At 38.8% G+C, this 14,415-nt stretch carries 10 protein-coding genes; 9 read left to right on the top strand and 1 reads right to left on the bottom strand.

The window, feature by feature from the left end; translation table 11 throughout:
* Nucleotides 1-26 precede the first annotated feature (26 nt).
* The 4 genes from bhn_RS09825 (at nt 27) to bhn_RS09810 (ending at nt 7,284) form a co-directional block, all read left to right on the top strand.
* Nucleotides 27-2,978: a carbohydrate-binding protein gene (locus bhn_RS09825; RefSeq protein ID WP_071176539.1), complete on the top strand. Its 2,952-nt coding sequence runs from the start codon at nt 27-29 to the stop codon at nt 2,976-2,978.
* A gap of 133 nt (nt 2,979-3,111) precedes the next feature.
* A complete protein-coding gene (locus bhn_RS09820) occupies nt 3,112-3,612 on the top strand; it encodes a shikimate kinase (protein WP_071176538.1) in 501 nt (166 codons plus the stop codon).
* A 59-nt stretch (nt 3,613-3,671) separates the two neighbouring features.
* The gene (locus bhn_RS09815) at nt 3,672-6,752 is read left to right on the top strand and encodes a DEAD/DEAH box helicase (protein WP_071176537.1); all 3,081 of its coding nucleotides are present in this window, start codon (nt 3,672-3,674) and stop codon (nt 6,750-6,752) included.
* Between the two features lies 1 nt (nt 6,753).
* Complete coding sequence (locus bhn_RS09810) at nt 6,754-7,284, top strand: M48 family metallopeptidase (protein WP_071176536.1); 531 nt, start codon at nt 6,754-6,756, stop codon at nt 7,282-7,284.
* Here bhn_RS09810 and bhn_RS09805 read toward each other — a convergent pair.
* Entirely contained in the window at nt 7,270-9,828 is a 2,559-nt protein-coding gene (locus tag bhn_RS09805; RefSeq protein WP_071176535.1) for a bifunctional diguanylate cyclase/phosphodiesterase, read from the bottom strand. The two genes, bhn_RS09810 and bhn_RS09805, sit on opposite strands and share 15 nt — an antisense overlap.
* A gap of 317 nt (nt 9,829-10,145) precedes the next feature.
* On the opposite strand from bhn_RS09805, the gene bhn_RS09800 reads away from it, so the two are divergent.
* The 5 genes from bhn_RS09800 to cmk all read left to right on the top strand — a co-directional run bounded on the left by bhn_RS09800 (nt 10,146) and on the right by cmk (nt 14,409).
* Complete coding sequence (locus bhn_RS09800; protein ID WP_071176534.1) at nt 10,146-10,844, top strand: MgtC/SapB family protein; 699 nt, start codon at nt 10,146-10,148, stop codon at nt 10,842-10,844.
* Nucleotides 10,845-10,963: 119 nt separating this feature from the next.
* Nucleotides 10,964-11,515, top strand: a complete 552-nt coding sequence (locus bhn_RS09795; RefSeq protein WP_071176533.1) for a TetR/AcrR family transcriptional regulator — start codon at nt 10,964-10,966, stop codon at nt 11,513-11,515.
* A complete protein-coding gene (locus bhn_RS09790; protein WP_071176532.1) occupies nt 11,512-12,453 on the top strand; it encodes a MurR/RpiR family transcriptional regulator in 942 nt (313 codons plus the stop codon). The genes bhn_RS09795 and bhn_RS09790 overlap by 4 nt, the downstream gene beginning before the upstream one ends.
* A gap of 11 nt (nt 12,454-12,464) precedes the next feature.
* Nucleotides 12,465-13,730 carry a BaiN/RdsA family NAD(P)/FAD-dependent oxidoreductase gene (locus tag bhn_RS09785; RefSeq protein ID WP_071176531.1) on the top strand — a complete coding sequence of 422 codons (1,266 nt, stop codon included), beginning with the start codon at nt 12,465-12,467 and terminating at the stop codon, nt 13,728-13,730.
* A 19-nt stretch (nt 13,731-13,749) separates the two neighbouring features.
* Entirely contained in the window at nt 13,750-14,409 is a 660-nt protein-coding gene (gene cmk / locus bhn_RS09780; RefSeq protein WP_071176530.1) for a (d)CMP kinase, read from the top strand.
* The last annotated feature ends 6 nt before the right edge of the window (nt 14,410-14,415 follow it).

Below are 14,415 nucleotides of genomic sequence, written 5' to 3'. Positions count from 1 at the left end.
AACACTAAATTCACAAGGAGGTTTGTATGAAAAGAAGATTAGCTGCTTTGTTAAGCGGAGTTCTGCTTTCTAGTGCTGCCATCATTGGGTTTGATTCAACAGCTGTAACTACTTTTGCAGCTCCAAAGAAGAATCCTTACGGAATTGCACAGGCTGAAATAAACTTTGGAATGTCCGGAGTAGAAGCTAAAACAGAAGGAGACGTGCAGTATCTTTCAAGCTTCGAGCAGGATGATTATATTTTAATTAAAGATGTTGATTTTTCAAAGGGAGTAGATAAGTTCTATATTAACGGAAGAACAGGTGGAGCAGCCCTTGTTGATGTACGAATTGATTCAGTTGACGGTGAGTCACTTGGTCTTGTTAGATTAGGAAACACAAAGGGAGCTTTCAAGGAGTTTAATTCAGGAAATATTAAGGAAGTTTCAGGAAAACATGACCTTTACTTTGTTGGTAAGCTTGGTAACATTGATTTTGATTATTGGAGAGCAACTCCTTTAGAGTCAACAGAGACTCCTGAACAGCCAGAACAGCCTGAACAGCCAGCTTCATATAATCCATATGAGACATTACAGGCTGAGAATGGTATTCTAACAAATGCTGAGACAGCTAAGGAAGGTGATACAACATATGTTGCAGGCATCGCTCCTGGCAAGGTCGTTCAGTTCAATAATGTTGAATTTGATGGTGTAGATAAAATCACAGTAACATATAGATCAAATGGACCAGCTGCTCTAGAAATCAGAGATGGTAAATTAAATGGTCCAGCTGTTGCAACTGTTATGCTTAATGGTACAGATGGACAGTTTGTAACAAAGGAATTTACAGTTAAGAATGAAGTTAAAGGTACTAAGAACCTTTACATCTTCTCTAAGAAGGGTACATTCGATCTTGATTCCTTTAGCTTTAGCAAGAAACAGGGAGAGCAGCCAGAACAGCCAACACAGCCAGAACTTCCTTCATCATATAATCCATATGAGACAGTACAGGCTGAGAACGGAGCTGTTGCAAACGCAGAAGCTAAGACAGAAGGCGATGTAACATACGTTGCAGGTATCAAGAAGGGAAGCTCAATAACATACAAGAACGTTGAGTTCGATGGTGTTGATACATTCACACTTACATACAAAGCAAATGGCATGTCAGTTGTAGAAGTTAAGGAGAATGGCGTAGCTGGTAAGGTTATCGCATCCTTCAAACTTGCAGATACAAAGGGTCAGTTTGTAACTAAGGACTTCAAGGTAAAAGAGAGCGTTTCTGGTGCAAAGACAATCGTATTCTTTGGTGAGAAGGGCGAAGTAGATATCGATTCCTGGAAGGCAAACAAAGCTTCAGAACAGCCAGAACAGCCAACACAGCCAGAAACACCTGCTTCATACAATCCATATGAGACAGTAGAGGCTGAGACAGGTACACTTGCAAATGTAGAAGCTAAGACAGAAGGCGATGTAACATACGTTGCAGGTATCAAGAAGGGAAGTTCAATAACATATAAGAACGTTGAGTTCGATGGTGTTGATACATTCACACTTACATACAAAGCAAATGGTATGTCAGTTGTAGAAGTTAAGGAGAATGGCGTAGCTGGTAAGGTTATCGCATCCTTCAAACTTGCAGATACAAAGGGTCAGTTTGTAACTAAGGACTTCAAGGTAAAAGAGAGCGTTTCTGGTGCAAAGACAATCGTATTCTTTGGCGAGAAGGGCGAAGTAGATATCGATTCCTGGAAGGCAAACAAGGCTTCAGAGCAGCCAGAACAGCCAACACAGCCAGAAACACCTGCTTCATATAATCCATATGAGACAGTAGAGGCTGAGACAGGTACACTTGCAAATGTAGAAGCTAAGACAGAAGGCAATGTAATATACGTTGCAGGTATCAAGAAGGGCAACCTTGTTGGATTCAAGAATGTTCAGTTCGATGGTGTTGATACAATCACAGTAACATACAGAACTAATGGTCCTGCATGGCTTGATGTTAAGGAAGGTGGAGTAGCTGGTAAGACACTTACAACACTTAGACTTTCAAACACAAATGGTCAGTTCGTAACAAAAGATTTCAAGGTAACTACTGAGATCACAGGTGCTAAGGATATCACATTCCAGGCTCAGGTTGGTGAGGTAGATCTTGATTCTTGGAAGGCTAACAAGGCTACAACTCCAGAACAGCCAGATCAGCCAGAACAGCCAGATCAGCCAACACAGCCAGAAATTCCTTCATCATATAATCCATATGATGCAGTAGAGGCTGAGACAGGTGCACTTTCAAATGTAGAAACTAAGACAGAAGGCGATGTAACATATGTTGCAAGCATCAAGAATGGTAGCTCAATAACATACAAGAACGTTGAGTTTGATGGTGCAGATAAATTTGCTATCACATACAGATCAAATGCTGCAGGATGGCTTGAGGTTAAAGAAGGTGGAGTAGACGGTAATACTGTTGCAACACTTAGACTTACAGGCACAAACGGACAGTTTGTAACTAAGGAGTTCACTGTAGCTGACCTTAAGGGCGCTAAGGATATCACTATCACAGGTAAAGTTGGTGAAGTTGATCTTGATTCTTGGAAGGTAACTAAGCCAGATCAGCCAGACCAGCCAGACCAGCCAGAACAGCCGGATCAGCCAGACCAGCCGGATCAGCCAGACCAGCCAGATCAGCCAGATCAGCCAGATCAGCCATCTCCTTCAGATGCTCATTTTGATTATCAGATCAACAGCTGGGGAACAGGTTATGTTGTAAACTTTGCAGTTGTTAACGATACTAACGAGAATATCGAAGGCTGGAAAGTTAAGATCAGCAAGAAGGATGTTAAGATCGATTCAAGCTGGTGCGTAAACGTAGCAGAAGAAGGCGATTACTATGTAATTACTCCTCTTGATTGGAACTACAGAATCTATCCAAACAGCTCAGCTCAGTTTGGTATCATTGGTTCAGGTTCAATCGGTGATTCAATCGAGTACATCCTTGAGTGATGATATGCTGAATTTGTCTGATCTCTAGATGGATGAGTAAACAAAAGGATATAACTGCCATATGGCAGTTATATCCTTTTTCTGTTATACTTAGACAGTTGCAAAAGGGCTTAGCTCTTTTGGGAGGTATATTATGAAAAAAAACAACATAATCCTGATCGGAATGCCTGCTTCGGGGAAAAGTACAGTAGGCGTTATTTTGGCCAAGATACTTGGCTATAATTTTGTGGACGCAGATATTGTTATTCAGGAAAAAGATGGCCGCAAGCTTTCTGAGATAATAGCAGAAGAAGGAATTGACGGCTTTATTGATATTGAAAATAAGATAAATACAGGAATTGAAGTTGAAAAGAGCGTAATTGCTACAGGTGGAAGTGTGGTTTACGGAAAAGAAGCCATGGAGCATTACAAGAATCTTGGAACCGTTGTTTATCTTAAGGTTTCAATGGATGAACTTACAAAGCGTCTTAAGGATGTTAAGCAGCGCGGAGTAGTCATGAAAGAGGGACAGTCTCTTATTTCTCTTTACAATGAGAGAAGCGTTTTGTATGAAAAATACGCAGATATTACAGTAGACGAGAAAAATAGTACAATGGAAGAGGTTGTAGCGGAGCTTCTGAGTGTACTCAAATAAGGAATATGGTATAATTTAATGATACATTGTTGAAGATTTTGTATTGTTAAAGGGGTACCATGATATCAGATCATAATCAGAATGAAAGCGCAAAAAGTGAGTTCATTACGGCCTCAGGTAGGAGGTTTGTTTCTGATGCTCGAAGTGACTTCCATTATACTTCTTTTGAGACCAAGAAATTATTAAGGGCATACTCTCCAGAGAGTAATGCCCCTTTATTGTATAAAAAAGCTTCTCTTATAGAGCTTGAGCCCCATGTGGCTTACTATAGAGATAAGATGACGCTTAGCTTTAATATCTGTGACAGAATGTCTGGTGCGTGCTATGTGTTAAAAGATATTTCTGACTTCTTGACTGCTGTAGATGAATGCGAAACAGTAAGCTACGGCAAACATCTTTCTTTTACCCATGATAAAAAAGCATTCACAGAAGAGACTCGTAATATCATAAGTTTTTTAAATGATTATTTCAGAGAAAAGAGAACAGTCTCTTACCCTTATGGAAAGGGACATAACAAGGAAATAGAACTAAAAGGTCATGAGATTGATGAGTTTTTTGCTTCTGTTAACAGTCTTTATTTTGTGAACAAAGATTTCAGAGCAAGGCACATTGACGAGAGACTTCTTGAAAAAGACGAAACTTTTCCGCCGATAGATCTTTCAATAGAAAAAACTGCAAATGGAGTTACCTTTGAAGCGGCCCCTTTTACCATGTTTGAGGGTTATTCAAATATTTATTTTGAAAAAAAGAGAAAGATCCATGTGATACCAAGGAAAGATTGTGCGCCAATTCTGCCATTTCTAACTTTTCTTTCTTCTAGAAGAACAGAAAATGAACTTTTTATTGCGGAAAAGGATCTTCCACTGTTTTCGTCAGGTCTTTTGCCTGTATTAAATGAGTATCTGAATGTGAGCATTGATGGATTTGATGTCACAAAATACTCACCGGATGTACCAAAATTTAGAATATACCTTGATATGCCTGAAACATATACCATCACCTGCGACGTGCAGGCTGTTTACTATGCAGACAGATATGATGAGCAGATATTCCATATTTTTGGGAGAGGCTTCGATGATGGAATAAATAGTGGCGGAAATGATGCCAGAGGATTCATAAAAAGAGATCTGTTTAAAGAAAGTAAGATCGCTAAGACAATAAGTCCTCTCTTTGATAACTTGGATAATAAAAAAGGCGTTTTATATATTGAAGCAGATGAAAGTAGCGAAGATAAGATATATTCATTCTTAACGCAGGATATTAAGATCTTGTATGGTCTGGGAGATGTGTATCTTTCGGAGGCTATCCATTCCATAAATATCAAAGCTGCTCCAAGGGTAAATCTTGGAGTATCAGTGGTTTCTGACCTTTTGGAACTGTCTATTGTTCCAGAAGATATTTCAGTAAAAGAGCTTGATGATATTTTGAACAGATATGACAGAAGGAAAAAGTACTACAGACTAAAGAGTGGGGAAGTATTAGACCTTTCAAGTAAGGAGATGGATATTCTCTACTCTCTTAGAGATGGACTTTTACTGTCCAAAAACGATCTTGCTGAAGGCCACGTTTCTATACCTAAGTTCAGAGCTCTTTTCCTGGATGAGCTTGCAGATAAGAGCAAAGACTATGAATTCTCGCATATAAGTCTAAGTAGAGAATTTAAAAAGCTTGTAAACACCTTTGCGGGAAGTTATGAGAAAGAATATGATATACCAGAGTCTTTGCAAGATGTTCTTAGGGATTATCAAAAATCAGGTTATTACTGGCTAAAAACCTTAAAGGCAAATGGATTTGGCGGAATACTTGCTGATGATATGGGACTTGGTAAAACACTTCAAGTGTTATCGCTTCTTTTATCAATGAAAGAGGAAGCTAAAAGGCAGGGGATAAATAATAGGTGTTCTCTTATTGTTTGTCCTGCATCTTTGGTATACAACTGGCAACATGAGATAAAGCGCTTTACACCTGAACTTAATTGTGAACTGGCGGTGGGTATCAAGCCAGATAGAGAAAGGGTTACATCAGAGATTGATGAAGAAAAAACGGATGTTATCATAACATCTTATGATCTTCTTAGACGAGATATCGATCTGTACAGATATCTTTCCTTTGAGTGCATGATAATAGATGAGGCTCAGTTCATCAAGAATCCTTCAACACAGGTGGCTAAAGCTGTTAAGTCAGTTAAAGCTGGATTTAAAGCTGCTCTTACAGGAACTCCTATTGAGAATAGACTGAGTGAACTTTGGAGTATTTTTGACTTTTGCATGCCGGGATACCTTTTTAATTACAAGAATTTCAAGGAAAAGATAGAGATTCCGGTTGTGTCTGATGGAGACAGCGATGAGATGCAGCATTTAAGGAGAATGATAGCTCCATTTGTGCTCAGAAGGTTAAAAAAGGATGTCCTTAAGGAACTGCCTGATAAACTAGAGGAAAACATTGTTTCTCAGATGACCAAGGAACAGGAACAGCTGTATAAAGCCCATCTTCAGAGAGTAAAGATGTTGGTTCATTCCAAAGACGATGAGGAAATAAAAAGGGATAGGATTGCGATACTTTCTGAGCTTACAAGACTTCGTCAGCTATGCTGTGATCCTGGACTTATATATGAAAACTATAACGGAGGCAGTGCCAAGGCAGATCTTTTGCTTGAAATGATAAGGAGCGCGGCAGAAAGTGGACACAAGGTTCTTTTGTTCTCGCAGTTTACATCCATGCTTGACAGGATATCAAAACTCTTATCTAAAGAGGGTATTAGCCATTATCTGCTGACGGGAGCCACCAAAAAGGAAGACAGGATCAAGATGGTGGACGCATTTCAGGAGGATGATACCCCGGTATTTTGCATTTCCTTAAAGGCAGGAGGAACAGGTCTTAACCTTACTGCTGCTGATATAGTGATCCACTATGACCATTGGTGGAATATAGCTGTACAGAATCAGGCAACGGATAGAGCTCACAGAATTGGGCAAAAGAATGTTGTGACTGTATACAGACTTATTATGAAAGATACAATAGAGGAGAGGATAATACTTCTTCAGAATAAGAAAAAGGAACTGGCAGATCAGCTTCTTAATTCTGATTCTCTTAGTACTCCAAAACTATCAAAGGAAGAATTGCTGGAATTATTGGGATAACATGGATAGAAAGATAGAACTTATACGAAGCAAAAGAAGAACTCTTGCAATACAGGTTACAAGTGATGGAAGAGTGGTTGTCAGAGCACCTATCAGGTACCCTGTATCAGAGATCAACCGGTTTATTGGTGAAAAGGCTGATTGGATAGATAAGCACTTAGAAGCGGTTAAGCATTTAGAAAAAGCAGAGCCAATTTCTAAGCAGGAAGTAAAGTATCTTGTGACTAAGGCAAAGAGGGTGATCCCACCTAAGGTGGAATACTATGCCAAGCTAATAGGCGTCGATTATGGGACTATAACTATCCGCATGCAAAAGAGCAGGTGGGGGAGCTGTAGTGCAAAGGGTAATCTTAATTTTAACTGCCTTCTTATGAAGACTCCTGATGAAGTTATTGATTATGTGGTGGTTCATGAACTCTGTCATAGAAAAGAGATGAACCATTCTCCGAGATTTTGGGCAGAAGTTGAAAAAATACTACCAGATTATAAAAAAAGAAAGAGTTGGCTAAAAGCCAACTCATATCTGTTTTAATTCGTTTTTGTTATCATACATTTCTTTGTCTGCTCTTTCAAAAACAGTTGCTATGCTTGGATCGCCTGCGTATTTGGAACAACCGGCAGCAACGACAATATCTCCTTTGAGTTTGTTTTTGACATTGTGCTTATGTATTTTTGTCATGATAGAATCGATGTTCAGGAAATCATATCCTTGCACGATGACTACAAACTCATCGCCACCAATTCTATAAACCGGACTGTGTTTAAAAAATCTACAGATCATGTCACGGCCTTTTTTGATGAATTCATCACCAGCCTGGTGTCCTTGTGTATCATTAACTTCTTTAAGGCCGTTGATATCAAAGACGGCAATAGCAAATGGAGTCATGCTGCCTCTTTCGATAAGCTCATTAAGTGTCGCCACAGTTTCGGAATAAGCGTTCTTGTTCTTGACTCCTGTAAGCTCGTCAATGTTGGCTTTGCTTTCGGCAGCATAGAGATTTTCAGCATATTCTCTGTCTTTTTTGACTTTGTTATCAATATTGAAGATACCAACGATAAGCTTATCATGTCCATCTTCATTGACTAGATTAGCACGCATTACTACATAAATCGGAACACCTGATATTTTTAGCCTATGATGATTTTCGTATAGTCCCTTTGTCTCAATTTGCTTGAAGACATTTTCTTTTGTAAAAGAAGTAAGGAAAAATTCCACATCCTCTTCGTAGATTCCTTTACTTGCTTTTTTGATTACTTCGCCAAAGAAATCATCGCCTTCTTCAGCAAGACCAAGGTCTGAAGTTGTGTTCGAAGGATTATATTTTTTGTACTTTGATGTCGATGGATCTACAGTAAAAATATAAATGTAGTCTTCGGAAAGAGCGCCAAGTCGTGAATATATGATCTTTTCTTCCTTTGCTTTTTCAAGAGCTTCTCTGGTCTTTATCTGTTTATCTACGTTGTTGATTCCTACAATGATATAATTTCCGTCACCTCGTATCTGGACCATCTTTATATTTACATATGTCGGAACTTTATCGATCACGACCTTGGTGAATATGGAGTATACGCCTTCTTTTTTTAGATTATCTATGACGTTTTCTTTTGTGAAGACTTTATTTAGCTGTTCCTTATCTTCAGGCATCATCTCATATTCAAATTCGTCTCTATAAATGTCGAAGAAATTATCGCCATGTTTGTTAAAGGAAATATCGCGGTTAATTCCATCTGCTTTATATTCAGTAAAGGTGTCGTCATCCATGTTGACCATATACAGATTGATGTAGTCTTCAGAAAGGGCGCGTGCAATATAGTTATAGTTTAGGCCTGCTTTTACAACTGAATCGTCGATCGAAAGTATAACTAAAGAAACTGCGGCTGCGCCAGTTACTGGATTTACAGCTATTCGGTTGATCAAAAGATGAAGTATTCTTCCGTCCTTCAATCTGTCGTCTAATATGACTCTTTTGCCATCCAGAGCACATTGTCTTACTGCGTTAAAAGAATACTGGCCTGGTCTTGACTTGAAAGCATCATACATATATTCCTTGACTGGTTTATGTGTTGGGAAATTTGTTGCCATAAATTCTCTATAGCTCTTATTACTTCTGACTAAAGTTGCCTTAGTGCTATCCATTTCAAAAATAGCCATAGGCATAGTGTCAAAGTATTTATTCAAAGTAGAATCGTCGTCTTTAGGGAAAGAGAGATCATAGAGATTTACTTTACCAACAATATCAAAGTATTCAACCTCTTCTGGGTTCTCAAATCCGATCTGTATACCGTTTTTATTTCTCTCGATGATCTGGGCCAGTGAAATAGGCTCTATGAAATAGTATCCCTGGAGCTTGGTACAGCCTATTTCCATGAGAAAATCAGCCTGCATCTTATTTTCGACACCCTCAGCCACAGTATCAAGTCCAATTGCCATTGCAGTTCTGATAAGTTCAGTAAGGATGATCTGTCCATTTTCGTTTTTGCCTATTTGGTCAACAAATTTTTTATCAATTTTTAGAAGATCAAATTGTATTTTTAGGAGCAACAATAACGAAGAATATCCATTACCGTAGGAATCAAGCCATACTTTTACTCCTTCTTGCCTTAAATTGTCTACTTGCTCTTTCATGAAATCAGGATCAGATGCGATGGCTTTTTCTGACAACTCAACTGATAGCTTTGATCTTGGAATACCAGAAGCATCAATCCTTTTTAAGATCTCTTTTACCATGTCGCAGTTATGAAAACTTGAGCTAGAAAGATTCACTGATTCAGGCACTATGAAAAGACCATGCTTGGACTGATCTTTCATCTTTTTGAGAACGCGCTCTACCATATAAAGGTCGAGTTTGTAAGTGATCTTTTCTTTTTCTAATGCAGGAACAAATTCAGAAGCAGTGTAATAGCTGCCGTCAGGGTCTTCCCATCTTGCAAAGGCTTCTTCGTCGGAAACAAGACCGCTGGCAGCACGAATTAAAGGCTGGTGATAAGCCTTTATCCATTCATTAGCAATTGCTTTGTCGATATTATCGATGAAGTATTGTTCAAGTCTTTTTTTGTCTTCAGCTGCGCTAAACAAGTTGTGTCCTCCGTCGGAAAAGTCAGAAAATTTAATTTATTGTAAATATTTTAGCATAAAAACATAAAAATAACCGTGTTTATGAAAACTTAAGAAAATCAAGTGATATCAATCAAATACAGGTGTAGTCTGCGCTTGCCAATTTGTTAATGTATTATTTATTAAATGTTTATCCTTTGCAATCAAAAGTTTATGAATAAAAATGCTTTTTTGTTCGTGGATAATACAAGATTTGCAAGTAAATGGATGATTCATTTTTGCTGGTAGTGGAGTATAATCCTAGCATAGGGAAATATATATATGATTGGAGATAAGGGATGAGTATTGGAATGATACTAGACTACTTAGAAAGTGCTAATGATATTGCTGTAGGGATCAGATTATTGTTGGCTACATTTTTTGGAAGTCTTATTGGATGGGAAAGAGTTGTCAAAAGACACAGTGCTGGAATCAAGACCTTCGCACTTGTGAGTCTTGGATCGGCGGTAGCAACTGCACTTAATATTTATTTGGCAATGCTTCCTGATCTTTCTGCTGATGTCAGCAGAATACCTGCTGGTGTTGTAAGTGGTATAGGTTTTCTTGGCGCAGGTACAATTCTTGTAACAGGAAAGAAACAGATCAAAGGACTTACAACAGCTGCTTCACTTTGGGTTACATCCTGCATGGGAATGGCTATTGGTGCCGGATATCTTGTGGTTGGTATCATCTGCTTCTTATTGATCATGCTTGCTAACATAGTACTTATGCAGCTTAGTAAGAAGGTTGAAGAGTATAGCAAATATATCAGCTTGTATATTGAGGTTAATAAAGATGGCGGAGTCAGAAAGCTTACAAAGTGGATAACTACTCAGGGCTTTTCTGTAAATAGTATGACCAAGAGCAAAGAGAAAACTCTTCAGTCATCAGACGCAGCAATAATCATTGATATTGATTTTGATAAAAAGCGTTCACACCAGGAAATAATGGCTATGTTAAATGAACTTGAATATGTCAGCTATGTAGAAGAAATCTAAGAAAACTTAAGCTTTTTGTGGCGGGTCTGTGTTGACACAGTCCCGCTATTTTTGTAAAATAATAACGCGTGCTTTTTATTTTTAGAGGCATGCGCAAATTTTGTTTGGGAGGGATACCAATGTCCAGAAAAGCTACAATTACGCAGAAAGAAATTGTAAATGCGGCATTTAAGATCACAAGAAAAGAAGGCTTTGAGCAGATTACTTCTAGAAAGCTCGCAGCTGCAGCAGGTTGTTCGACTCAGCCTATATTCCGTATTTACGAGAATATGGATGCACTCAAAAAGGACGTTTATGATAAAGCGGCAGAATATTACGAGAGTTATTATAACGATTATGAAAAGTCTCATGAAGTTCCATTTGTTGACCTTGGACTTGCTTATATTGGCTTTGCTCAGAAATATCCTCATCTTTTCAGACTTCTTTTTATTTCAGAGCAGGGACCTGAGAGCAAGAGCATGTACGATCTTGTAAATGGTTCTAGTGAGAACGTTGTTAAAGAGATAAATAAGGCAGCTGCTAAGGGGGCTACCAATGCGCAGCAGCTTTTTATGCAGATGTGGATATTCATTCATGGTGCTGGATGTATGGCTGCAACAGGAGATTATGATCTCGACAAAGAGACATCTGTAGCTATGCTTGAGTCAGCATATAAGGCATTTAGTCTATGAAGTTCGAAAAAGATGTTGATGTAATCACCAGAATTAACGAGTGCTACTCCAGAATGAGCAAAGGAAAGAAATCTATTGCTCAATATATATGTGACCACTATGAGCAGGCTGTATTTATGACTGCTGCAGAAGTGGGCAAGATGGTTGGAATGAGCGAATCAACAGTTGTAAGATTTGCAATGAGTCTTGGTTATGAAGGATACCCTGAGTTTCAGAAATCTCTTTCTGTATGGGTAAGTGACAAATTTGGTTCCGTTGAGAAGGTCGGAAGGAAATTTGGAAAGAGTAATGAAGGCGAGATACTTTCAACTATCCTGCAGTCAGATATGGCGAATATAGAGCATACCATCAATAATATTGATGTGGCAGCTTTTAAAACAGCAGTTGATATAATACTTAAGGCTAGAACAGTATACATTGTGGGCCTTCGCAGCTGTGAACCGTTAGCTGACTTTTTACATTTTTATCTTAATATCATCAGAGGCAATAACATTCTTATCAGGACAACTAGTGTTTCTGAGATGTTTGAGCAGATGATCAGGATAAATGACAGAGACTGTATCATAGGAATCAGCTTTCCACGCTATTCTATGAGGACACTTAAGTGCATGGAATTTGCAAATGACAGAAATGCCAAGGTTATTACCATAACAGATTCTGTTCATTCACCTATGAACCTGTATTCATCCTGCAATCTTTTGGCTAAGAGCGAGATGGCGTCTATTGTTGATTCATTAGTTGCGCCGCTTAGTGTTATAAATGCGCTTGTTGTAGCTCTTTGTATGAAGAGACCAAATGAAGTTGCGGCTGACCTTAAGATGCTGGAAGAGACATGGAATAATTATCAGGTGTATCTAAATGATGAGATAGATTTTGCATCAGATGCACCGATGATCGGCTATCCTCTTGGTAAAAATAAAGATAAAGAGGAAGCATAAGAGGATTTTTAATGAAAAAAATTGCAGTTATTGGCTGCGGGGCAGCTGGTATGATGGCGGCGCTTGCTGCTGCACAGGGCAGCGGAAGCGTCACTATTTTTGAGAAAAATGAAAAACCTGGCAAAAAGATCTATATCACAGGAAAAGGAAGATGTAATGTAACAAATGCCTGTGATGTATCTGACTATTTTAATTATGTCAGGAGAAATCCAAGATTTTTGTACAGCGCGGTATATGATTTTGACAATACTGCAGTTATGGATTTTTTTGAAAATAACGGATGTCACCTTAAAACAGAGCGTGGAGAGAGGGTATTTCCTGTCAGCGACCACTCATCCGATATCATCAGAACTTTGTTTGATGCTGTCAAAAAAGCAGGTGTAAAAGTTGAGTTTGGAACAGAAATCCTTTCGATAGAGAGCAGTGCAGGGGCTGTAAGTGCTGTCACCTATGGCAGAGATGATGAGCCTATTACAAGGGAAGAGTTTGACAGTGTTATCGTTTGCACTGGTGGAATGTCCTATCCTTCAACAGGATCAACTGGTGATGGATACAAATTCGCAAAGAGCATGGGGCACACCATTGTTGATCCTGAGCCATCCCTTGTTCCATTTGAGATAAAAGAGCCATGGTGCAAAGAGCTTCAGGGATTGTCGCTGAAAAATGTTGGACTTAAGATGCTTCTTGACGATCAGAACAGCGAAGCAAAAAAGAAGAAAGTAAAACCGGTTTACGACGGCTTTGGAGAGATGCTTTTTACTCATTTTGGAGTAAGCGGACCTTTAGTTCTCACAAGCAGTTGTTATTATCAAAAGACGAAGAACTACAAGCTTGTTCTTGATCTTAAGCCAGCTCTTACAGATGAACAGCTTGATAAAAGAGTTTTAAGAGATTTTGAAGATAACCTCAATAAGAGTTTTAAAAATGTTGTGGGAGGATTGTTCCCTTCCAAACTAATTCCTGTAATGATAAGATTATCAGGAATCGATCCAGACAAAAAAGTAAATGAGATCACCAAGGAAGAAAGGCTTGGATTTGTGAAGCTTATCAAGAACCTTCCTATGACCATTACTGGAACCAGAAGCTTTAATGAAGCCATCATCACAAAAGGCGGAGTAAACGTCAAGGAAATAAATCCATCCACTATGGAATCAAAGCTTGTTTCCGGACTTTTCTTTGCTGGAGAAGTTATTGATGTGGATACTGAGACTGGAGGTTATAACCTTCAGGTAGCTTGGTCTACTGGACATTTGGCAGGTAAATCTGCTGTTATTTAATTTTTTTAGGAGATATGATATGGGAAAAGCAATCGCAATTGATGGACCTGCAGGAGCAGGAAAGAGCACAATAGCTAAGATGGTAGCTAAGGAACTTGGATTTATATACGTTGACACAGGTGCAATGTACAGAGCAATGGCTCTTTTTATGATAAAAAAAGGTATCAAGGCGGAAGAATCAGACAAGATCAGTAAGACCTGCGTAGAAGCTGATATCACCATCAAACATGAAAATGGCGAACAGGTAGTTTATCTGAATGGTGAAAATGTAAACGGCCTCATCAGAACTGAGGAAGTTGGAAATATGGCGTCTGCCAGCAGTGTAAATGCTGATGTTAGAAAGAAGCTTGTTGAACTTCAGCAAAAGCTTGCCAGCGAAACAGATGTTGTTATGGATGGAAGAGACATTGGAACAGTAGTGCTTCCTAATGCCGAGCTTAAGGTTTACCTTACAGCAAGCTCTAAGGTAAGAGCTGACAGAAGATATAAGGAGCTTACTGCAAAGGGCGTTGATTGTGACATCGATACTATCGAGAAGGATATCATCGATCGTGACTATAGAGATATGCACCGAGAGATTTCTCCATTAAAGCAGGCAGATGATGCTGTTCTTGTAGATTCATCAGATATGTCAATAAATGAAGTGGCAGAAAAGATAATTCAGTTATTCAGAAAGTGAGTTATT

The sequence above is a fragment of the Butyrivibrio hungatei genome (genome assembly GCF_001858005.1).
Classification (GTDB): Bacteria; Bacillota; Clostridia; order Lachnospirales; family Lachnospiraceae; genus Butyrivibrio; species Butyrivibrio hungatei.
The sequence above is the reverse complement of the archived record's forward strand: the minus strand, read 5'-3'. Positions and strand labels throughout refer to the sequence as shown.

What these genes read in the sequence shown, in the direction of transcription:
- bhn_RS09825 (WP_071176539.1), top strand. Translation starts at nt 27, where the DNA reads ATGAAAAGAAGATTAGCTGCTTTGTTAAGCGGAGTTCTGCTTTCTAGT.
- bhn_RS09820 (WP_071176538.1), top strand. Translation starts at nt 3,112, where the DNA reads ATGAAAAAAAACAACATAATCCTGATCGGAATGCCTGCTTCGGGGAAA.
- bhn_RS09815 (WP_071176537.1), top strand. Translation starts at nt 3,672, where the DNA reads ATGATATCAGATCATAATCAGAATGAAAGCGCAAAAAGTGAGTTCATT.
- bhn_RS09810 (WP_071176536.1), top strand. Translation starts at nt 6,754, where the DNA reads ATGGATAGAAAGATAGAACTTATACGAAGCAAAAGAAGAACTCTTGCA.
- bhn_RS09800 (WP_071176534.1), top strand. Translation starts at nt 10,146, where the DNA reads ATGAGTATTGGAATGATACTAGACTACTTAGAAAGTGCTAATGATATT.
- bhn_RS09795 (WP_071176533.1), top strand. Translation starts at nt 10,964, where the DNA reads ATGTCCAGAAAAGCTACAATTACGCAGAAAGAAATTGTAAATGCGGCA.
- bhn_RS09790 (WP_071176532.1), top strand. Translation starts at nt 11,512, where the DNA reads ATGAAGTTCGAAAAAGATGTTGATGTAATCACCAGAATTAACGAGTGC.
- bhn_RS09785 (WP_071176531.1), top strand. Translation starts at nt 12,465, where the DNA reads ATGAAAAAAATTGCAGTTATTGGCTGCGGGGCAGCTGGTATGATGGCG.
- cmk (WP_071176530.1), top strand. Translation starts at nt 13,750, where the DNA reads ATGGGAAAAGCAATCGCAATTGATGGACCTGCAGGAGCAGGAAAGAGC.